This is a genomic window from Nostoc sp. DSM 114167, from assembly GCF_052692655.1.
In genome coordinates this window covers 4,829,685-4,852,443 of record NZ_CP195116.1, presented here as the reverse complement: position 1 = coordinate 4,852,443, position 22,759 = coordinate 4,829,685, and the positions used below count along the sequence as shown (strand labels likewise).

General features: G+C 40.2%; 17 protein-coding genes and 1 pseudogene. 10 read left to right on the top strand and 8 right to left on the bottom strand.

What is annotated here, in order from left to right; translation table 11 throughout:
* Nucleotides 1-71 precede the first annotated feature (71 nt).
* Nucleotides 72-5,741, bottom strand: a complete 5,670-nt coding sequence (locus NSTC731_RS20620; RefSeq protein ID WP_445626566.1) for an alpha-2-macroglobulin family protein — start codon at nt 5,739-5,741, stop codon at nt 72-74.
* Between the two features lie 496 nt (nt 5,742-6,237).
* On the opposite strand from NSTC731_RS20620, the gene pbpC reads away from it, so the two are divergent.
* A complete protein-coding gene (gene pbpC / locus NSTC731_RS20615; RefSeq protein ID WP_445626565.1) occupies nt 6,238-8,556 on the top strand; it encodes a penicillin-binding protein 1C in 2,319 nt (772 codons plus the stop codon).
* A gap of 21 nt (nt 8,557-8,577) precedes the next feature.
* Here the strand turns inward: pbpC and NSTC731_RS20610 are convergent, their stop codons facing one another.
* A complete protein-coding gene (locus tag NSTC731_RS20610; protein ID WP_445626564.1) occupies nt 8,578-10,197 on the bottom strand; it encodes a sensor histidine kinase in 1,620 nt (539 codons plus the stop codon).
* Between the two features lie 46 nt (nt 10,198-10,243).
* Complete coding sequence (locus tag NSTC731_RS20605) at nt 10,244-10,747, bottom strand: hypothetical protein (protein WP_445626563.1); 504 nt, start codon at nt 10,745-10,747, stop codon at nt 10,244-10,246.
* Nucleotides 10,748-10,958: 211 nt separating this feature from the next.
* On the opposite strand from NSTC731_RS20605, the gene NSTC731_RS20600 reads away from it, so the two are divergent.
* The 6 genes from NSTC731_RS20600 (at nt 10,959) to NSTC731_RS20575 (ending at nt 15,260) form a co-directional block, all read left to right on the top strand.
* Nucleotides 10,959-11,141 carry a hypothetical protein gene (locus NSTC731_RS20600; protein ID WP_445626562.1) on the top strand — a complete coding sequence of 61 codons (183 nt, stop codon included), beginning with the start codon at nt 10,959-10,961 and terminating at the stop codon, nt 11,139-11,141.
* A complete protein-coding gene (locus NSTC731_RS20595) occupies nt 11,122-11,892 on the top strand; it encodes a red chlorophyll catabolite reductase (protein WP_445626561.1) in 771 nt (256 codons plus the stop codon). The genes NSTC731_RS20600 and NSTC731_RS20595 overlap by 20 nt, the downstream gene beginning before the upstream one ends.
* Nucleotides 11,893-12,308: 416 nt before the next feature.
* Nucleotides 12,309-13,727 (top strand): aldehyde dehydrogenase family protein, encoded by a 1,419-nt coding sequence (locus NSTC731_RS20590; protein ID WP_445626560.1) that lies wholly within the window; start codon nt 12,309-12,311, stop codon nt 13,725-13,727.
* A gap of 222 nt (nt 13,728-13,949) precedes the next feature.
* Nucleotides 13,950-14,468, top strand: a complete 519-nt coding sequence (locus NSTC731_RS20585) for a hypothetical protein (protein WP_445626559.1) — start codon at nt 13,950-13,952, stop codon at nt 14,466-14,468.
* A gap of 12 nt (nt 14,469-14,480) precedes the next feature.
* Nucleotides 14,481-14,582, top strand: a complete 102-nt coding sequence (locus tag NSTC731_RS20580) for a hypothetical protein (protein ID WP_445632135.1) — start codon at nt 14,481-14,483, stop codon at nt 14,580-14,582.
* Nucleotides 14,583-14,672: 90 nt separating this feature from the next.
* Nucleotides 14,673-15,260 (top strand): Uma2 family endonuclease, encoded by a 588-nt coding sequence (locus tag NSTC731_RS20575; RefSeq protein WP_445626558.1) that lies wholly within the window; start codon nt 14,673-14,675, stop codon nt 15,258-15,260.
* 124 nt (nt 15,261-15,384) lie between these two features.
* Here the strand turns inward: NSTC731_RS20575 and NSTC731_RS20570 are convergent, their stop codons facing one another.
* Nucleotides 15,385-15,567 (bottom strand): hypothetical protein, encoded by a 183-nt coding sequence (locus tag NSTC731_RS20570; protein ID WP_445626557.1) that lies wholly within the window; start codon nt 15,565-15,567, stop codon nt 15,385-15,387.
* A 352-nt stretch (nt 15,568-15,919) separates the two neighbouring features.
* Between NSTC731_RS20570 and hisS the strand changes: the two genes are divergently transcribed.
* Nucleotides 15,920-17,308 carry a histidine--tRNA ligase gene (hisS, locus tag NSTC731_RS20565; protein ID WP_445626556.1) on the top strand — a complete coding sequence of 463 codons (1,389 nt, stop codon included), beginning with the start codon at nt 15,920-15,922 and terminating at the stop codon, nt 17,306-17,308.
* 304 nt (nt 17,309-17,612) lie between these two features.
* On the opposite strand, the gene NSTC731_RS20560 is transcribed toward hisS, so the two are convergent.
* Nucleotides 17,613-18,395, bottom strand: coding sequence for a DUF1877 family protein (locus NSTC731_RS20560; RefSeq protein ID WP_445626555.1), 783 nt, complete (start codon nt 18,393-18,395; stop codon nt 17,613-17,615).
* A gap of 93 nt (nt 18,396-18,488) precedes the next feature.
* Between NSTC731_RS20560 and NSTC731_RS20555 the strand changes: the two genes are divergently transcribed.
* A complete protein-coding gene (locus NSTC731_RS20555) occupies nt 18,489-18,617 on the top strand; it encodes a hypothetical protein (RefSeq protein WP_445626554.1) in 129 nt (42 codons plus the stop codon).
* Nucleotides 18,618-18,834: 217 nt separating this feature from the next.
* Entirely contained in the window at nt 18,835-19,410 is a 576-nt protein-coding gene (locus tag NSTC731_RS20550) for a TMEM175 family protein (RefSeq protein ID WP_445626553.1), read from the top strand.
* Nucleotides 19,411-19,534: 124 nt separating this feature from the next.
* Here NSTC731_RS20550 and NSTC731_RS20545 read toward each other — a convergent pair whose 3' ends face one another.
* The 3 genes and pseudogenes from NSTC731_RS20545 to NSTC731_RS20535 form a co-directional block, all read right to left on the bottom strand.
* Nucleotides 19,535-20,248 carry a rubrerythrin family protein gene (locus NSTC731_RS20545; RefSeq protein WP_445626552.1) on the bottom strand — a complete coding sequence of 238 codons (714 nt, stop codon included), beginning with the start codon at nt 20,246-20,248 and terminating at the stop codon, nt 19,535-19,537.
* A 238-nt stretch (nt 20,249-20,486) separates the two neighbouring features.
* Nucleotides 20,487-21,608, bottom strand: a pseudogene (locus NSTC731_RS20540) (alkene reductase).
* 75 nt (nt 21,609-21,683) lie between these two features.
* Nucleotides 21,684-22,424, bottom strand: coding sequence for an SDR family oxidoreductase (locus NSTC731_RS20535; RefSeq protein WP_445626551.1), 741 nt, complete (start codon nt 22,422-22,424; stop codon nt 21,684-21,686).
* Nucleotides 22,425-22,759 lie beyond the last annotated feature (335 nt).

Below are 22,759 nucleotides of genomic sequence, written 5' to 3'. Positions count from 1 at the left end.
GACTGAATCTTATTGTGATTTGTTTGATTGTACTTTAATTGCAGTTGCAGAAATGCAATTAAGTACAATTATTATTTCCCATCTTCCAATATTAATGTAGACTCAGCAGTACGCCCAAATTCTTCTGGTGCATATTGCAAGTGAACTTCCGCACCAGGCCAAGAAAATGTCCCAGGTGTCACAGAACGGACTAAGTAATGCAAGCTATAAACTCCTGGTTCCAGGTGGTCGGCGTAGGCGATAATGCGATCGCGGTACACATTCTTAAAACCAAGTTCCCAGCTATCGGCTTTTGCTTGTAATGCAGCTGTAGCAGTTTGAAAACTCGCATCCACCGCCTCAAATCCTGCTGGTAATGGATCTTTAATCACCAAATGATCCACGGGGCGATCGGCGATGATTTCTAAACCAATATCAAACACTTGTCCAGAGGCTAAAGTCAAGGGTTTATCGAAAGCATAAAGACCTGTTTTTTGCAAAACTTTTTCTTTATTTACTTGACTAATTTCTCGTGTTATGCGTAAACCATTAAACCTGCCTGGTTGATTACCTTGCAAGCGATAATTATAAGCAACCAGATAGTGTAAAGTGCCATTACCTGATTTTTGCAGGGTTAAATCATTACGCCCACGAGGTAATTTATTCATCGGCACATTTAGCTGTAAGCTGGGATTTTGATAGCCATTAAACTGATTTTCTCCTAACTTATTACCAGCTAATTCCACTGTGGCAACAAAATTAGGTGGTGTGGGTTGCAGTTGACTATAATCTACCAAAGCTGTTAAAGCTTGGGCATTATTATAATTGGTTTGCCACGTACCATCCCGGCGCAATGCCAGAAGACTTTGGAATAATTTATCTATAACTTCGGGTTTACTTTGTTTGGCAATAAATAAGCGTAAAGCTTGCGCTTGCGTCGTAGTAGATGAACTCATCCATCCCCAACTAGTTGGTAAACTCACAACTGCTGTGCGACCAGTTTCATAGATATTCTGTTGCAGCTTGTTCACTAATTGTTGAGATTCATCTTGCCATTCTGGGAATTGAGATAAGTATCGCGCTAGTTTAATTTGAGTTGCTACATCAAAGCTATTGCGCTGTTCATAAATATCTGCGAGGAAAGTATTGCGTTTGTCTCCTAATTCTGCTAAAGAGATTAAAGCATTAAGTTGCAGTTGCCTTTTACAGAGTAGTTGTTTGCAAAAGTCGTATTCTCCAGGGTTTGCTAGAACTTTTTGTAAATAAGCTTTCAGGCGAGACACTATTGCAGAATCAACTAAATTAGGGAACACCTGACTAGCTTTAGCCAAAGATTCACCCGTATAAGAAGAAACCCAAGGGTCGGATTTTTCTTGTCCAGGGAAAGCAGCAAAACCACCATCTGCTATTTGGAGTTTTTGTAATTTTTCAATTGCTTGACTTGCCTGTTGGCTAGGATTAAATTCTGTAAATGTCTGACCATATTTCTGTGCAATAATTTGCAAATTAGCAGCAATTATTAATTGACTCGCCGCCGGTTCTGTAAATGGTAAATCATCATCTTCTACAGTCTGTTTTGCTGGTGCTTTAATTTCTGGAATCAAAGTACTCGCCAACTGAATATCTAAACCTCCCGCATCAGGGAAGGTATTTTTATCAACATTTAAGGGAATCTTCACCTGTTTTTCAGTGACACCAGATTCAACAACTTGTTCGGTAATTTCAATTGGCTTAATTTCCAAAGGTACTTCAAAAGCATCTGCGGCTGTACCATTTAACTGAGTCATAAAGCGAACTTTACCAGTTCCCACACTATCCGCCAGCATGGGAAAACGATAAGCGTGAGTTGCGGATTCAGCTTTGGTTTGCAAAGAAGTAGCTGTGGAGTTTTTGTCAGCAAACTTCACATTACCGCTAAGTTCGCCATTTATTGAGAGATTTCCTGTATTTTCAGTGTTGTTAGTTACAGATAAACCGGCGAGAATGCGATCGCCTGGACGGGCAAACTGTGGCAAGATGGCATTAGTTAGCAGTGGCTTAGTGCTGATAAAGGTAGCGTCCCCATTCCCAAAACGCAGATTTCCATCAGTGGCGACAGCCATCACCCGCCATGTAGTTAAGTCATCCGGTAATTTAAAGGTTATCTGTGCATTCCCATTTGCATCGGTAAGGACAGAACCGTTGTAGTAAGCTAAGGCTTGAAAATCGGTGCGAGTGCGAGTATTGGCTGCACCAGTTGAAAAACCACCGCCATAACCCCAACCTTTCGGTTTAGCTACATCTTGTGCTTGTAATATGACATCTGGGCGATTATCGCTAAAGCGCGTAGAAATTGGCTGTTCTGCATAAACTGTATCTACCAAATCTGGCGGACGATAACCAGAAAGTTGTAACACCGCCTCGTTTACCACCATCACTGTAAACTGTCCTTTGGCGGGGTTTCCTTGATTGTCCTTCAGTTCTAGTTGTACCGTTTCCTCTGCACCAGGTTCTAATGATGCTTGCACTGGCTTAACTTGCAGTTTTAAATACTTATCTTCTAAATTAACTTTAAAAGGTGTAAAACCAATCTTCACCAAGTTTTCTAAACTTCCCGCTTCTACTTGATTTATGGGTTTACCTTGTCTGACTAATACAGCTTCAATGGCTGCATTTGGCAGCATTTCTGGCGTAACTTGAAACTGTATTTGTGGTGCGCCTCCCTGAACTTTGATAATCTGCTGATAAAGGGGTTTATCTTTAATCACAGCAAAGTACAACTCTGCATCTGCATAGGGAGATTGAATTAGTGCAGTAGCAGTTTCACCAGGTTTAAACTCTTTTTTATCTAATTTAACTTCTAAAACATCTTCTTCTCTAGAACCCCAAAATACTGGATTTTCTCCAGTTGCCCAAATTTGTAAATCTGTGGCACTTAATTCACCTTTAGCATCGCTAAAATTAACTCTAATCCGATATGAAGCGGATTCTGGTGCTGTCAAATTTACCGATTGTGGATTACTTGCAGATGTAATTTCTGTTTGTCCTACTGTTTTATATTCAACTTGATTTTTTGGAGTTCGGCTACCTTCCACCAATTGGGTAACGCTGCTATATTTAATCTGTTGTAATTCCACCCTTACTCGTTGACCTGTTATCGGTTTTCCTGTAGGGTCAGTAACAATCACTTCAACAGGAAAAGCCTTACCAGCATCAGCAATGAAATTACTTTTTAATCCAATCAGGCGATTACTCGGTAAAGCTGTAAATGTTTTGGAATTCGCTACAGACAAATTAGAAACATCTGCAACTTGCACATCTACTTGGTAAGTCATCGGATATGGTAAATCATTAGCCACATTTACAGTTTGACTACTTTTACCATTAGCATCTAGTTGGGCATTAGTTTGCAATACATCAGTAGATATAGTAGGGGTTTCCTCCGGCCATAACCATTGTCTACCAAAACTAAATCCCTCCCAACCTTTAGGAACAAAATCAGCCTGCTGGCGAGTAATAAAATATTTTGCTTCTCCACCTTCTACAGGTGCGCCAAACAAATAATTGCTTGTAGCATTAATATTAACTTTTTCGTCAATGAGAGCAAATTCTTTATCTAAGTTAAGTTCGGCTTTAAAGTTGGGTGGCTTAAACTCAGCTACCCGAAACTCTCCAGAAATTTCTTGTCCATTTTTACCTTTCGCCTGGATTGTATAGTAGCCTAAGTGCTGAGTAGTTTTAATTGGCAGTTCCAGAGAAAAACTGCCAAATTCATTTGTGGTTTGCGTACCTAAGCTGGTTTTTTGTCCATCGGGATTTACCAAAGTTAATTGGTAAGCAGCATTTTTATCTTGCTGAATTGCACCATTTTGTAAATAGTCTGCAAAACCAGTCAACCAAGCCTTTTCGCCTGGTTGATATAATTGTCTATCCGAGAAAATTACCCCGCGTGATTCTGGCTTCTTATCTTGCCAACCTGCATCAATGCCGTAGCCATAAACGCCGCTATATTCTTCAGTTCTAGCAAATGCCCAATCTTGATTCTCACGGGCAATTACTAATAACTGTGGTGATTTACTAGAGCTTTCATTGCCAGAATAACATTTCTGTAATCCTTCACGAGCAATTCTAAAAATTCCATTGTCATCAGTTTTACCTGTTGCACAAGGTAAAGCTTCTGGGCGAGATTTTGCTTGTAATTTTGATTGATAAATTTCAACAGCAGCCGCTTGAACTGGCGAACCATCTGTAAGATGATTGACACGAATTAACCCTGACTCAGGAAACCACTGAGTAAATACGCCCAAATTTGTCAATTCAACCATGCCATAAGTCGTAGGTTCGCGCCACAGTTCCTTCCCATTCTCCTGATATTTATTCGTGCGGGCTTGGACTCCATAAGCTAACATCCCCGTAGTAGAATTTATTTTTTCCCGCAGAGGAACAGCAATATCAACTGATTGATTTTTCTTACCCGATACCTTAAAGCTTTGCCATTCAGAAGGTTGTGGTAATAAATCACTACTATTATTAAAATAAACTAAATCTGTCGGTTGAACTACTCGATAAGCTGCTTTGTATTTGGATTCTGGCAGATTTCCCGTACTAATATTTAACTGTAAATCTTTACTTGTAGGGAAAATATTCAAATCTGATGGTACCCAGATATCTCCAGCTAAATCTCCAGTATCATATTTAAGGGTGACGGGTTTACCCAAAGTTTGCCCAAACTTATCTTTGAGATTTTCGCCGATAGTAATTGTATAAGTCTTGGCAGGTTCTAGTGCATAAGGATTAATCCCGACAATTTTATCTTCATCATTAACTTGCAAAATTCTCGAAATTTCTTTTGGTGCTGGATTAATAGTAATGTTTTCTTTAGCTGAATCTGCTAATAAAATATTATTAAATTCTAGCTGCGGACTGCCTTTAACAAATCGTCCAAATGTTCCGCCTGAATCTGGCTGTCCGTAATAGTTAATTTTTTGAAATGCTAAAGGCGAATAAGTTGCTAATTTACTGGCAAATTCTTTTTCTGTCGCTAGATTGCCATAAGCAGGACGTATTCCTGGAGAAAATACCAGGCGATAACTGGTTGCTTTTTCTAAATTTTGCTGTGGGATGAGATTATAAATCCAATTGCGTGCTGAAGGGTCAAATTTTTCTAAAGGATCTTCTTCATTTTTTATTGGTTTTTCTTCTTTGTTTAATTCAACTTTAAAACCTATACCCTTTTTTTGACCTTCTGGAATTAGCTGTAAATGTTCTTTGACAGAAGCTAAATCCAACTCGACATTAGAAGTAAATTGTAGCTTCTGTTGTAAATCAATTGGTTCGATATCAGCCTTTTCTATGGGATTGACACCGGGTAAATTAGTTAATTTAATGGATTCAGTGTTGAAAGTCCAAGGTAAATCTTTGTCTAGGCGATGATTTTTTAAATCGGCTAAACCTGCTTTCAGAGTAACTTGAAACCTTGTCGCTATTGGTAATGCTTTTTCAGCTTGGAATCCCACCATACGCGGTGTTAAAAAGCGAAATTGTCCGGGTAAAGGCGGCCAAAGAGCAAATTTTTGTAATAATTTTTGTTGTTCTGGACTATCAAGACTTTCAACTGGGATTAAAGCTTCTTTAAAACGGATGCGGATTTGATTGAGGGGTTTTGCATCTCCAATGGGACTTATTTGTTCAATCCAGTCTGGTAATTTTGGTGGTGTGAGTGGGGATACTGCTGGGAGTTGTTCTTTACTTGAGTTGATACCAAAAAAATTACACCCTGCCATCCCTAATATAAATGTAAAGAGAAGGATAAACTGTATTGTTCTCTTCCGGCTTGAAGAACGCCTAATTTTTTTTACCGAATTCCTAATAATCCTAAGAACGCGATAGGTTATTTTATGCTGGAAACGCATTAAAACTCTGATAATCATTTTTCTAGTAATTAAAAATAAAAAATTTACACGCTATAGCAAATAAAGACTTGCATTACCTGATGGAGCCGGAAATGCCAACATTAATAAAGGACGCAAGATAACTAGTTATTTTTACACCAGCTGCGGAGGTAACGTCTGTTTATTTACATAGATAACTAATCTAGTGTTATTGTTCCAAAAATGACTACAATTCTTAACTATAAAGAAGTATTTAAATTTCGCAAACATTAATTTACATCTGCTGAGTTAGTAAAAATTAATTATTAAGGATTTGAAATATTTACTGATGTAGATGTAATCGCTGCGTCAAGATTAAGGTAGGTTTTCTTGGACAGGGGATTCCCTGATGAAACTAATTTTACGATCGCTACTCAAACTTAAGCACACTAGTAAAGTTATCTTAGCTGTGCTGCTAATCTGTCTGCTGGTACGCTTACTCCCTTATTTTGCGCCCATTCGGGCCGCAGATATTGCCCAAAATCAGTTGGCAATGCAATTTAGCGATCGCAATGGTTTACCATTAGGAACATTGCTCACCCGCGACCAAGAACATACATCAGTAGTACCCCTAAATCAGGTTTCGCCCCAGTTTATCCATGCTATTTTAGCCGCCGAAGATGGCAGCTTTTATCATCATGGGGCGTTGGATATGAAAGCTATTATCCGCGCCAGCAAAGAAGCCATCCACGCCAAAAGAATTGTTTCCGGCGCTTCCACTATTACTATGCAGTTAGCGCGAATGTTAGATCCAGTACCGCGCAGCTTCTCTGGTAAACTAAGTGAAATTTGGCTAGCTTGGCGGTTAGCAGCAGGGATGAACAAAGATGAAATTCTGGCTGCATATATCAATCGGCTACCAATGGGCGGGAATATATATGGTGTGGAAGCCGCCGCGCGGACTTATTTTTCCATTCCAGCTAGTGAGTTGAATCTTGCTCAAGCTAGTTTGTTAGCTGCTATTCCTAATAATCCCACATATTTTAATCCTTACGAACATTGGGAACGGCTGAAGCAGCGACAAAAATACGTCCTTAATCGGATGGTACAGGAAAAGTATATTAATGGAGCGAACGCAACCCGAACACACACCGAAAAGGTTGTGTTTCAGTCTCGCCAAGGGGGAATTATCGCCGCACCACACTTTTTGTTTTGGTTAGCCAATCAGTTTGATAAGACGCAAACAGAACAAAATTCCCCCATCCGCACGACTATCAATCGCCCTTTGCAGCAGTTTGTCGAAGCACAGGTACAACAGGTAATTTCTTCCCTAGCCGCTAACAATGTCCATGATGCTGCTGCGTTGGTGATTGATAACCACACTGGTGAAGTTTTGGCTTATGTCGGTTCACCTGATTACTTTAATGAAGCCAAACTGGGACGCAATGATGGAGTGCAAGCACTACGTCAACCAGGTTCTACCCTCAAGCCTTTTGTCTATGAATTAGCTTTAGAAAAAGGTTTAATTCGGCCAAACAGCATTTTGGCAGATGTACCCGCCCATTATGCAATTCCCGGCGCGAAACTTTACAGCCCCACAGATTACACCGAAAGATTTCTTGGCCCTGTGCGGGTACGAATCGCTTTAGCAAATTCTTTAAATGTACCTGCAATAAAGGTGTTAGAAAAAGTCGGTGTGGAAACTTTCTTAGAACGATTGCATCAACTGGGATTTGAACACCTCAATCAAACTCCAGAACATTATGGTTTGGGGTTGACTCTAGGTAGTGGCGAAGTCAGTCTTTGGGAATTAGCCCGTGCATACTTAACCATAGCACGACAAGGAGAGGCGATTCCTTTAGTAAGCACATTTTCCGATTCCCCAATCCAAAATTCCAAATCTCAAATCGTTCGACTGAGCGAAGTCGAAGTCCAAAATTCAACGACAATATGGCAATTAATCACCAATATACTCAGTGACAGCTATGCTCGTGCAACAGCATTTGGTGTAAACTCGGTGTTAAATTTACCCTTTCCTGTTGCTGTTAAAACTGGCACTTCTTCCAATTTTCGGGATACTTGGACTGTTGGTTTCACTACAGATTACACCGTCGCTACTTGGGTAGGCAACTTCAACGGCGAACCGATGCGACAAGTTTCAGGTGTGACGGGCGCAGCACCTTTATGGAATCGAATTATGTTACATCTGCACGAACATCAAGAACCAGCAGGTTTTCCATCTCCAAAAGGTTTAGTGCAATTACCTGTTTGTGCAATTTCTGGGTTACGACCCACCCCAGATTGTACCTCAGTGGTGCAGGAATATTTCTATCCTGAAGATAAAAGTAATTACGAACGCGAGCATCAATTTAATTTGCCACCAGAGTATGATGAATGGTTAGCAAAACAACAGCAATCAAATTTTACTTCTGCCAGTTTGAGAATTTTATCTCCCCATCATGGCGATTTATTTTTAGTTTATCCTGGCGAACAAACGCAGCAAAAACTCGAATTTAAGCTAGCGGGAAATAAATCTGCACCAGTGGAGTGGTGGTTAAACGGCGAAAAGTTAGATACAAACTCAGCTAATTCTTTATTTTGGAATTTGCGTCCTGGTAAGTGGGCTTTGGAAGCGAGAAGCGGGGAAATGATGGACAAAGTAAGTTTTCAGGTAGAGTTAGCTAATGTTAAACCTACGCGTCGAGGATTTTCTATTAGTAATAATTGAAATAGCAAAGATGGCTCTCTGTCAATGTGTAACTATTGAACGTGTCTGTTTGATAGGAATCTCAATGATAAACTCTGTACCCTTACCAGGTACAGAAATACACTTAATTTTTCCTTGATGTTTTTCCACTATAATTTCGTAACTAATAGATAATCCTAAGCCAGTACCTTTACCTATAGGTTTAGTAGTAAAGAAAGGGTCAAATAATCTAGTTTGATCTTCTTCAGTTATTCCTAAACCATTATCTTTTATACTAATAATTACGCATTCTTTATTTTTAACTTGAGTATGGATAATAATAGAATTAAGCTGTCTTTCAATATCTCCTTTTAAACACTCTAATTCCCGTTGATGTAAAGCATCAATAGCGTTACTGAGGATATTCATAAATACCTGATTTAACCCTCCTGCATAACATTCAACAAGAGGCAAATTTCCATAATCTTTAAGAATTGCAATTTCTTGCTGTTTATGATTTTCTTTGAAACGATACTGTAAAATTAATAGGGTACTATTAATTCCTTCATGAATATCAACAAATTTCATTTCTGCTTCATCAAGGCGCGAGAAGTTACGCAAAGTTAGTACAATTTCACGAATCCGTTCAGTACCAACTGCCATTGATGATAAGATTTTCGGCATATCATCAACAATAAACTCTAAATCTATCTCATTAATTAGAGTAGTTATTTCTGATTTCTTACTAGAACAGTGCTGCTGATACAGTTTAATTAAAGTTAGTAATTGCTGACTATATTCTCTAATATGTATCAGATTACCATAAATAAAATTAACTGGATTATTGATTTCATGAGCAACACCAGCAACTAGCTGACCTAATGAAGACATTTTTTCAGTTTGAATAAGTTGTACTTGAGTGTGTTGCAATTCTTGCAGTGTATTTTGTAGCTGAATATTTTTATGTTTTAATTTTGCTGTTCTCTCCGCAACTTGCATTTCCAACCGACAATTCGTTTCTTCTAAAGCGGCTTGAGCAATTTTTTTAGCTTTTAAGTATTGTTGTAATAAATGCAATACTAAAAGCCATGCCGGAATCAGCATTACTAAACTTATAATAGACTCTGAAATTGCCCATAGGATTCTTTGATAATATTCATCAACCTTATGCTGTAATTCCAATGAGATATTATACTTTCTTTTCATCACCCCATCAGCATAAATTTGCTTCTGAGTTTCATATTCATGGCTAAAAAGTATTTGTTGTGCTGTCTCTTTTTGATTTTTATTAACTAAGTCAAAAGATTGATATTCCATTGTGACTAGGCGCTGATTAGCAGCATCAATTTTCTTGGCATCTTCATTTTTATATGCTTGAGGAGCTAGTTTAATTGATTCTTTAATAGCAATGTCAAGCTTAGGTTCAAATTGGCGATATCGTTGTTCCCAAATAGTGTTTCCTGTAGCAGCATTCATACGAGCTGACATAGTTAGTACTTCATCAAAATAAGTAATTTCATCACTTAGTTTTTGAAGTTTAAATTCATTTTTAGTAATACTATTGAAGTTATAATATGCTTGTAAGTTGAGCCAAATTTGAGGAATGAATAAGAGCAGAGTAAGCAGTACTGTTACAGTTATTAGTTGAGAAGAAGCAAATCTCAGTTTATAAGGTAGATGCATTTTAATACTATTTTTTTAGATATATTTTAATTCGTTCTTGTCGCCATTAATCCTCTTGCATAACTTGAGAATCATCAGTATTGATACCGAAGAAATTTCTCAAAAATTCTATGGTTTCATTTTGGTAAATTTCAAAGTCAATTTCATTTATTTGTTTAGTTTTAATCTTTCTGCCATAGATAAATCCTAATTTAAAACTCATAAAGTCTAGCTTGGAAAAATTATAAGGAACTGGATATATAAATTTAGCAAAGAATTGATAGATGAATAAATGTAGTTGATTAGTCTTTAAGTCATTACCCATTGTAAATCCTATGACAAAAGCTTCATCTTGTGAAGAAATCCCTCTATCTAAAAGTATGTGAATATAATCATGATGGAGTAGACTAATTTTTCCAGGTAATGCCATTATGCTATTAGGATTCTCTAGCAGCCAAATGACAAAAGGCATTTTCGGCTCACCATGTAACCTAAATACTAATGAATGTGCTTTTTTCAAATTCATTTGAGCGATATCTATTTGAAAAGCTTTATCTAAATCAAAAGCCATATTTTGTATATTTATAATCAAACAATTAACTTATTAATATTTGTTTTTCTGCTAATTTGTCTATAATTATCGACAAAATTATTTTTATTTTTATAATTAAGTATATAAAAAATAATTTTACATAAAATTACAGTATTATCACTGAAGCTTGTGCTAAGAGCAAAAGCATCTAAATGAAGAATCATCGACTGAGATAAATTGCTGCAATGCTGTGAAAAAAGATGTTGCAGCAATAGCTCGATCGCCCTTTGTTGATGGACTATTTCTCACAGTCTTGAGTTCGATGAATGCGTTGCTCGATACCAGTAACGAATTAGATACCGGAAAGTGTCAAACTAAATATGAAGTTTATAGAAAAACTGCAAACTCAAACCATGACTCAGCAACCAACTGATTTAGATAATAAAGCTGTATTTGAGCAGTTGTGGGAGATTACAAAGGAACTCCGCCAAAAATTAGAGGCTCGTTTTCAGTTACATCCAGACCCTTCTGTAGAAAATTTACAGCAATATAGCAGTCTTGATGGCAACATGAAAGGTTCGCTGACTGCTTTTTCTGGGGAAGAAATTGACTGGCTAGTGCATTCGTGGTTGGGAAACCCGGAAAAATCAAACTTTGGGACTATGCGTCTCACTACTTGGTTGAAGTCCCATATTCAGGTTCCTCATTTGGCCTTTGAGTTTGGCACACTTCCAGATGGAAATATTTTATTTTATATAGATTACATTGCTCGAACTGAGCTTCTAACTGATTTGGCATATCTCGATCGCTACTATGAGCCAGTTAATGAAACATTCTTAAAGTTACAGTCAGATTCTAAACTCAAGGTATTTACCAGCAAAAGTGCCTATATTCGTCTATTTCAATCGCCTGTTAGCTTGTGTTACACAGGCGCGCCTACTTTTGAAACTCTCGAACTAACTCGTACAGTTGCACGCGAAACACTCGATCGCTGGTTAACTTGGGTAGATGTAGCTGAACCTGTGCCAGAAGATGCACGAGAAACTTTAGCGGCTCGTGATTTAGCGCTCCGCCGTATCAGTGCTGAACGCGATCCAGGTAATAAATTTGCCGCACAGATGTTTGGCTCGGAATTGACAGATAGACTTGTGCGATCGCTCTGGGGTGGCGATCGGATTCTCTAAATTGGTCATTTGTCATTGGTCACTTGTACTGAGTTTCGACTGCGCGGTAATCGAGCGAAGTCGAGATTCAACTACCGCGTAGTCGAAGTATTGGTCATTTGTTATGACCCTCAATTTTCCATGTCCACTAATTTAGAATCGTGCTGCGCTTTAGCATCGCAAGTTATCGGTTGTGCAATCAACCTTCACTCGCGATCGCCAATCACACTTTTACCCTGCTAATACTATGCTGGAAAGAAGTAGACCGCAAACACTTCCTGCAAACACAGCAAACCACCATTGAGTGCTTCACCAATTTGGGGATGATTTGAATTTGAGAATGGAAATTGGGGATTAGGAAGTAATAACAAATGACAAATGACAAATACTTCGGCTTCTCTTCGAGACGCTACGCGAACGCTCAGTACAAGTGACAAATGACAAAACCAATAGAAGTCCGCAATCCCCGAACTGGCAAATTTGATTACGTAATTATCCCGCCGCCTCCAAGGTTGGTGGTACAGCAATGTAAGCGGACGCGCCGGGCACAAGTTCGCTGGCAGCAGTTGGGCTTAGAAGGGAGAATTGAAGCTTTACAGCAGTGGAAGGATGCGATAATATCTGGACGCGATCGCCTCACGGAAGCTTTGGTAAATGATACAGGAAGATTGTCAGCCTCGGTATTAGAAATAGACTCCTTCCTCTCCAGCATCGATCGCTGGTGTCGGTTAGCACCGGAATTGCTGCAAGAATCGGCAAAAAATACAGCCATTCCCTTTATTGCCTTGCAACAAACATCTGTTCCTTATCCCTTAGTTGGGGTAATTAGCCCGTGGAATTTTCCCCTGTCACTGTCTACTATTGATACCATTCCGGCGTTGTTGGCAGGTTGTGCTGTCATTGTTAAACCCAGTGAAATCACTCCCCGCTTTGTAGCACCACTAATTACAGCACTCAACACTGTTCCCAAACTGCACGAGGTATTAACTTTTGTCGAAGGAGCAGGTGCAACCGGATCTCTTTTAATTGAAAATGTAGATTTGGTATGCTTTACAGGCAGTGTAGCCACAGGGAGAAAAGTTGCACAAGCAGCTGCAAAACAGTTTATTCCAGCTTTTTTGGAATTAGGAGGAAAAGATCCGGCGATCGTTTTAGAATCAGCCAACTTAGAATTAGCAACTTCAGCAATCTTGTGGAGTTCTGTTGTCAACACCGGACAGTCATGCCTCTCAATTGAGCGAATTTACGTTGCAGACTCGATATTTGAAAAGTTTTACCATCAACTAGTAGCCAAAGCACATCGCCTGAAGCTAGCCTATCCCACAGTCGAAAGTGGAGAAATTGGGCCGATTATTGCCGAAAAACAAGCAGCCATCATTAGCGATCATCTTCTAGATGCAGTGGAAAAAGGAGCAGTAATTCACTGCGGTGGTGTCATCGAGGATTTAAGTGGGGGTTGGTGGTGTCGTCCAACAGTGCTTACCCAAGTTAATCATTCCATGAAAGTCATGACTGAAGAGACTTTTGGCCCGATTATGCCAGTCATGCCTTTTTCTGGAGTAGGTGAAGCAGTCTCTTTAGCCAATGACTCAATCTATGGATTAAGTGCTGCTGTATTTGCCTCAGAAACAGAAGCCTTAGAAGTTGCTTATCAAATAGATGCAGGTGCTATTAATATCAACGATGCTGGACTCACCGCCATCATGCATGAGGGAGAGAAAAACGCCTTCAAATTCTCCGGTTTGGGACAGTCACGCATAGGTGCAGCAGCGATGAAACGATTTATGCGAAAAAAAGCTATTTTGATTAAAACTAATGCTACTAATGACCCTTGGTGGTTTGAAAATGGGGAGTGACCAATGCCATTATCACTATGCAACTGATTACCGTAACCAATGGCGTAGCTTGCTGCCGTACTCCTTTAAAGAAGCAAGCTACGCAAAGCGTCTCCAAGAGTTGGCATTGCATTCGCATCTTCTTCAAAATATCTATTTTAACGTGAGTTCGACGGCTCTAAAAACCCTACTTCCATTCCTCTCCCCCACTCTTCGAGAGGCTTTGAAACCCTAATTTTTTCGTTGTCAACTAAGAATATTTCTGCCCCTCTCCGCCTCCAAGAGGGGTTGGGGAGAGGTTCATCGAACTCACGTTATTTTACTAGAGGCGATCGCCTCTGCCACAGTTTCGTCCGCGATAATCAAAGCATCTGGAAGAATTTTGATAGTTTTGGTTCAGAACTACAATGTTTCATGTCTGGAAGCAGATTATGCGCGATCAAGGACGGGAAGCCAGTCATCTGTTTACGGCTAAACCAAAGCCGCCAGAGTGCGATGAGTATGTCAAGGAAAAGGTATTTTCGATTGATTTTGATGCCAACCATCAAAAATATGTATATTCCACTTGTTACCAAAGATGTACAACTTTTAATAGCTGAGAAAATGCAAAATGGGAAAGATGCAAAATCTAAATCCAAGCAACTACTAGAAATTGCTAAAACCGGAGTAGAAAGAGCGATCGCAACCGATGAAGCGACAGCAACGGCTTGGATGAACCAGCAGCTTGAAGCGTTAGGAATCAATCTATCAAACTCAAACTAACCTAATGGAGGCATAATATATGAGATTACTATAAATCCAGAGCAACTTAAGGAAATCTTCAAAAGCGCGATCGTTGAATTAATTCGTGAAGTCTCGGAATTTATAGCATATTGATGACAATAAAGCAAGCGATCGCTGTTTCCCCACACTCCGCCCCAACAGTTCACAGACCCAGTTGTCTGATTCTTGCCTAGAGACAGTTATATGACGACTACGACTCAAAAACTCACCTTTGAAGAATACCTTGCCTACGATGATGGCACAGATACCCGCTATGAACTGGTCGATGGAGAACTGGTACCCATGAGTTTAGGAACTGGCAAACATGGGGCAATCATCCACTTTGTTGCACGGCAGTTTGAGGATGCACTGGTGCAATCTGGGGAACCTTGGGTAGCACTTCCTGCCCTCGTTGGTGTTCGCTCTCCGCGTGGGCGAAATTGGGATACTTCCCGTATTCCTGATGTCACTGTTCTAACGGTTGCCCAATGGGAAGCTATGAGCGATCGCGAAGCTGTAATTAATCTTAATGAGCCACCTCCGATTCTAGTCGTCGAAGTCGTTAGTCCCTCGACCAAAGCTGAAGACTACCGCTCAAAACGAGCTGAGTATGGGCTGCTAGAAATCCTTGAATATTGGATCGTTGACCCCTTGGAAGGGAAAATCACCCTCTGCATCCTGGAGCATCAGTTTTACGACTCCACTGAATTTCGAGGAAATGAAGCGATCCAATCCCCCACCTTTCCAAACCTCAATCTCACAGCAGCTCAAATTCTGGCAGGCAAACTCTAAATTGCGTATCCCAGTGGCTCAACTTTGGGAAGGGCTAGAAAATAACTGAATTCGTGAGAATATGATTTCTGTGTAATCACGCCTCTCTCGTCTTCATGCCAACAAATGATTCTGAACTTCAAAGTCAAGAAAAGGAAAATTCTGGATGCGATCGCCTTAATTCCCTTTGAACAATGCCAACCCTTGACTCGTTCGTGATTTTACGAGCATTCCGGCTAGTCCTAGCATCTATGCAATCAGGCACAGGACTGAAGGATTGCTGTACATCGGTAAAACCAAGATGCGGGGGCGTTTCAGTGGTGGACATCAAGCTTTTTTGTGAGCGTGGCTCGATAAGTATAACGATGAAGATGTGCGAATCGCAGTGCAATTCATTTCATATTGGGAAAACCCTACGTTACTATTGGAGCTAGAAGCCATTATTTTAAGAGCCACCGGAACCTCCTTACAACGTCCTAATTCCAACCGAAGTCAGGATTTTGCCACTAATTAGCGTGAGTTTGACGGATAAGACAAGAAGAACCGCTAAGATAGTAATTTCTCCTTTCAGAGATAACCACTGATTATTCTCCAGTCCGCGCAGGCGGACTTTGTTTGTGTAGCCACGACTTCCAGTCGTTAAGCTTTGATCTCAAATCTTAACTTAGTAAGGTACACGCATGGCCAAAGGTGACAAAATAAACTTTTCTACCCCTAGCGGGTTTCCAGAATTTCTTCCTAGCGAAAAGCGTCTAGAATTATATTTGTTAGATATCATCCGTAGAGTTTTTGAAAGCTATGGATTTACGCCCATCGAAACACCTGCTGTAGAACGTTTAGAAGTACTGCAAGCTAAAGGTAATCAAGGCGATAATATCATTTATGGAATTAATCCTATATTGCCACCAAATCGACAAGCCGAGAGAGATAAATCGGGCGAAACTGGTTCGGAAGCCAGAGCTTTAAAGTTCGATCAAACAGTTCCTTTAGCGGCGTATATAGCGCGTCACCTGAATGAATTAACTTTTCCCTTTGCTCGTTATCAAACCGATGTAGTTTTTCGGGGAGAACGGGCGAAAGATGGGCGTTTTCGTCAGTTCCGCCAGTGCGATATTGATGTAGTTGCGCGTCGCGAACTCAGTTTACTCTATGATGCTCAGATGCCTGCAATTATCACTGAGATATTTGAAGCAATTAATATTGGTGATTTTCTGATTCGCATCAATAACCGTAAAGTTCTTACTGGTTTCTTTAAATCATTGGGTATTGCCGAAAATCAAATAAAATCTTGTATTGGTATTGTTGATACTCTAGAAAAAATTGGTGAAAGTAAAGTCAAACAAGATTTAGAGAAAGAAGGGATTTCAGTAGAGCAGGCGCAAAAAATCATTGAATTTATCAAAATAGACGGTTCCGTTGATGAAGTCTTAGATAAGCTCAAGCACCTTGCCCAAAATCTACCAGAAACCGAGCAATTGACTTTAGGAGTTAGCGAATTAGAAACGGTAATTACTGGAGTGCGTAATCTTGGAGTTGCCGAAAATCGTTTTTGTATTGATTTATCTATTGCCCGTGGTCTTGATTACTATACTGGCACAGTTTACGAAACAACTCTATTAGGACATGAAGCTTTAGGTAGTATTTGTTCTGGTGGGAGATATGAAGAATTAGTTGGGGTATTTTTGGGTGAAAAAATGCCTGGTGTCGGTATTTCTATCGGCTTAACTCGTTTAATTAGTCGCTTGTTAAAAGCTGGTATTCTAAATACCTTAGCTGCTACACCAGCCCAAGTGATGGTAGTGAATATGCAAGAAGATTTAATGCCCACTTATTTAAAAGTTTCTCAACATCTGCGTCAAGCGGGAATTAATGTCATAACTAACTTTGATAAGCGTCCCTTGGGTAAACAATTTCAATTAGCAGACAAACAAGGAATTCAATTTTGCGTAATTATTGGTTCTGAAGAAGCAGCAGCGCAAAAGTCATCGCTCAAAGATTTGAAAACAGGCGAGCAAGTAGAAGTACTACTAGAAAATTTAGCTGAGGAAGTTAAAAAGAGGCTTACCTAAAAGTTAATTTATAAAGTAGCGACTGTCTCTTTGAATCTGTCTCATACACCCCAATATGGTTCAGTTAAGGCTAAAACCCTTTGTGAATCAATTTTTTTAACGAACCACAGAGGCGCAGAGAACACAGAGAGAAGGAAAAAATGCTTAACTGAACTGTATTGTCATACACCCTACTTATTTGAAAGTCCTTTATGAGTTTGTCCGATCTCCCTAATCTCTGGGTTCCTCTAGCACTTTTAGTTTTAATTGTTATAGCTGCTGTATTCTTTAGCCGCAGCAGTTAATATTTAAAACATTACAGAAATTAAGTAAGGTAAAGTAAAAGGGCCTTGTGCTGCCTGACAGCACTCTGGTAGTAATCAACAATCTCGTTGTAGTAATCTGTCATCCAATCCAACATTTCTTCTTCAGACCAGTCAATCCAGGGTATTGGTTCTGATTTCTGTGATTCTCGGATGAAACGATTCTGGAACCCCTCTTGTGAAAGTTCTAATAATCCATCAAGAATTTGTCCAATTTCATCACCTGGCGATAGATACCTGATAGGGCCATAACCCGTTTCATTTTCATCACCGATCTCAGTACCAGCACCAAAGGCATTAACCAAAGGCATATCATCCCATGCCGAATTTTCTATTACTAAAAATGGCAAGAAATCTTTCTCATATCCTTTATCTACAATTAATTCTGGAATTTTCCCTTGAGATTTAGCATAATAACCAGGAACATACCCAGCTAATAGAAACGTTAATTCCTGCCAATATTTATGTAAATCTAGTTCGGGGTTTTCCCATTCAGCAATAAACTGTTGTTCTAGTAATTGCCAGTCATAAGTTTTTTTCCACTGTTCACGATTTCCAGGAATGAACCTACTTAAACCCTGACTTTTAGGCAATTTACCAAACCGCGCTCTCACTTCTTGTTTGGTTTTTTCAGCAGACTCTCCTTTCCAATAAGGTGCTCGTTGCCAAAGAGCAGATTCTGGCAACCATTGAGCATCACGAAATGCCCCAACAAGAAGTGGATCTTCTCTAAGTAATTCAAGCGTTGATGCAGAAATCTGTTTAATCTTACCAGTGATTCCCATAAAACTTTGTTTCAGCGCTTAACAGTTATTATCCTCGAAGTATAGCTACAGTTTATCTAAAGCATTACAGTTGAGGTAGTAGGTATCAGTTCTATGTTTGCTGTTGTCACACCCGATACAATCCGTTTGCCCCCAGGTGCGGTAGTACGCTTACCTGGAAGCTGGCAAGATTATCAAGCACTCAATGAACAACTAGGCGATCGCTCCTCGTGTCAGAAGTAGTCACAGAGTCTCTAAAAATTTCCTACAAGCGCAATACTAGCGCTGTTATTCGGGAATTACGCCAGAAATTGGCGAGCGAGAATTAAAGATTTTGATTTTGCGATGCCCTCGGCAAGCTACGCCAACGCAGACAATCTTCATCAATGGCAACTACTTTGTACGATAAAGTACAGAGGATTGCAACTAAGTTTCAAGTAAATAGAAAAGGAATGCGTACATGGGAAAAGGGAGATTAGAAGCATTCAGCGATGGGGTGATTGCCATCATTATCACCATCATGGTGCTGGAAATTAAAGTGCCGCATGGGTTCGATTTAGCCGCGCTACGTCCACTAATCCCAGTATTTCTGAGCTATGTGTTGAGTTTTATTTATATCGGCATCTACTGGAACAATCACCATCACCTACTACAAGCAGTCCGATATGTTAATGGACGTATCCTTTGGGCCAATTTGCATCTGCTGTTTTGGTTGTCGCTAATCCCCTTCGTCACTGGTTGGATGGGCGAGAATCACTTTGCTCCCATACCAGTTGCCCTTTATGGTACGGTGTTGTTGTTGGCTGCGATCGCTTACTTTATTCTTACCCGCATCCTGATTTCTTACCACGGCAAGGATTCGACTCTGGCGATCGCAGTTGGTGAAGACTTCAAAGGAAAAATATCAGTAGTTGTCTATGCTGTGGCAATTCCACTTGCCTTTGTAAACTCATGGTTTGCTTGTGCATTGTACGTTTTAGTCGCAATCATGTGGCTGATTCCTGACCGTCGCATTGAGAAGACTCTCACTTCCTAAACGAATTACGAATTACCTCAGCTGTTACGCATTTAATTTGTACGTATAAAAAATCAAGAACGCGAAGTATCTTTTAAGACGCTTCGCGTTCATATGCTAAAAAAGTGCTTAATTGATTGTCGTCTTAAGCTGCAACTTTTTCCTCAAATGGTTTAAAGGTTTTTTTGCTAGCACCGCAAATCGGACATTCCCAGTCTTCAGGAATTTCTTCAAAAGGTGTACCTGGCGCAATTCCCGAATCAGGATCGCCAGCAACGGGATCGTAAATCATGCTGCATTGTTTACAAATCCATTTCCGAGTTTTAGGTTCTTCACCAGCAACTCTTGTTGCTGCTTCTCCTCCATTTAATACTTCTAAGGCTTCAGCGTAGCGATCGGCGTGATAATTTTCGATGAATTTTAACAAGCCAAAACGGTGTGCAGCTTCCCGAAATGTATTGGCATGATCGGTAGATTCTTGAGCTTGTTTGAGAAATTCTTCAGCTGCCGGATTGTCGCGGTCGCGTTGGGCATCTGCGGCAAACTCTGGATACATTGTGGTATATTCGTAAGTCTCGCCTTCAATTGCCAAAGATAAACAGCGAGATACAATTTCCCGCTTTTGTTCATCAGTTAAAGCAGCTGCATCTTCTACCACAAGTTCTGGATGTAGTAACTTAAAATGTGCGAAAGCGTGTTCAGTTTCTTGATCTGCTGTTTCTTTAAAAAGTTTCGCCAAGTCTGTAAACCCAAGTTGACGCGCCACCTCAGCAAAAAACAGATACTTACGATTTGCCATCGATTCGCCACCGAAGGCAGCTTCTAAGTTTTGAAGTGTAGTAAAGTTGGACAAATCCATAATTTTTTAATGCCTGATAAGTGATATTTAGTGCAAAAGCACAGACTCTACAACCGGATAATCAGCCGTTATTTGTATAAGTTATAAATGCTTTATACAAACTTTGTCATTCCATATTTAGCAATCCGTTTTAATCGGAAGCTAGCACGGCTGTGTTCTCCTACTTGGACAATTATAAAACCGAAAAATTGTGCATCTGACAAATTATATTTTTGATTTAGAGATGACTGTGATTGCTTTAATTTGTCTGAAGTTCTAAAAATGGATAGTCGGTGTATCCTGTAGCGTCAGGGGCATAAAATGTTTTTGGATCTGGAGCGTTCAAATGGGCGTTAAGTTCTAAGCGTTTTGGTAAGTCAGGATTAGCAAGATATAACTTGCCAAAAGAAACTAAATCTGCATTGCTACTAGCAAGAATGCTATCTCCTGTTTGGCGATCGTAGCCACCATTAGTAATCAAAGTACCTGGGAATATTTGCCGAAAGTAGGGTGTAACTGGGTTCATGACTTCGCGGGTTGCTAAATCGACTTCGTTCGGTTCCATCAGGTGAAGATAGGCAAGTCCAAAGGAGTTAAGAGCATTGATAGCATAACCAAAAGTTTCTTCAGGATTGGAGTCATGCATTCCATAAAAAGTGTTACTTGGCGAAAGTTTGATCCCAACCCGATTTGCACCCCAAACGCTAGCGACTGCTTCCACAACTTCTAAGAGGAATCGGCTACGCTTTTCTATTGAACCGCCATACTCATCTGTGCGCTGGTTCGAGCCATCTTGGAGAAATTGGTCGATTAAATAGCCAAATGCACCGTGAAGTTCAATCCCATCAAAACCAGCCGCCAAGGCATTTTCGGCACCTTTGCGAAATTGCTCGACAATTTCAGTAATTTCTGGAATTTCTAAAGCGCGGGGAGTTTCCAACGATACTTTACCTATGGGTGTGTGGAGTGAGCCAATCCCTGCGATGTCTAACGACAAGCCGCTTTGCGTCTACGCACTGGGAGCAACTGGCAATTCTCCATTAAGTAAAGCTGAGTGAGAAACTCTCCCAGAATGCCAAAGTTGCAAAAAAATTCTCCCCCCTTGTTCGTGTACTGCATTAGTTATCAACCGCCATCCTGCCACTTGTTCTTCTAAATAAATTCCTGGACAGTTAATGTATCCTAAACTCAGAGGTGAAACCATTGTACATTCAGTAACGATCAGCCCAGCACTGGCGCGTTGGGTGTAGTAAGTTGCCATTAGCGAGTTGGGGATGCTTGCAATTGCCCGTAAACGTGTCATCGGTGCCATTACAATTCGGTTTGGTAGGGTGTAAGGGCCAAGCTGAACTGGTGTGAAAAGATTGATATTGGAATTCATGAATTAAATTTCTATTACGGCGTTGCACATTACTGGCTGAGGTTTGAAAACGGGGATCGTTAGCAGAGCTTTTCCTCACGCAATTCCACCGTTGACACGAATGTTTTGCCCAGTAATCCACCTAGCTTCATCGCTAGCGAGAAACGCTACTACATCGGCGATTTCTTGCACATCTCCCAGTTTATTAAAAGCAGCCATTTGGGCTAAACGATCTATCTGTTCTTGTGTTTTACCTTCTCGGAATAGTTCTGTATCGGTGGGGCCAGGAGAAATAACATTAACTGCGATCGCTTTTGCACCTAATTCTTTAGCTAGTACCCGTGTGATTTGTTCAACAGCACCCTTGGTTCCGACATAAGCACTATAAGTTGGCAGCATCATCACCGTGGTTGATGAAGAAAAGTTGATAATCCGTCCGCCTTCTGTCATGTGCTGCGCGGCTTGTTGACAAGCAAAAAAAGTGCCTTTGACATTAATGGCAAAAATCGCGTCGAAATCTTCTTCACTCACCTCAGTAATTGGTTTATAGAAAGCAATTCCAGCATTGTTGACCAAAATATCGACTTTACCAAAACGTTCAAGTGTTTGTTCAAATAACTTTTTGATGTCGGGTACTTTGCTAATATCAGCTTGGATAGCGATCGCTTCTACTCCCAACTTTTCAATTTCTGCAACAACTTCTTGTGCTTTGCCTGCATTACCTGCATAGTTAACGACAATAGATGCGCCATTACCAGCTAACTTGAGTGCGATCGCTCGTCCAATTCCCCGCGATGCACCAGTGATAATTGCAACTTTTCCGGTTATTGATGCCATAGATTAATCGAGTTTTATTTTGGTTCACCAAAGTGATTATCTGCTTTTACAGTACTGTTCCAAGGTTAAATTTAGCGATCGCTGCTAAAACTCCCGACTTGATTCCAGCTAAAATCCCGCCAGTGAATTCAAGTAACTCTCAGGCGGGAGAAATGAAAATACTTTGCAAAAGGTAAAGATACGTGCCCTCTTGGCGGCATCTTCACAGCAGATTAAGATTTGCTACGGCTTGGCGAATATTAGACCTCTTGGCATTTGTGCTTTTTGCACTCTTGGGGAAAAGGGTAAAGGTTAAAGGGGAAGGGGACAATACATAACCTTTTCCCCAAAACCCG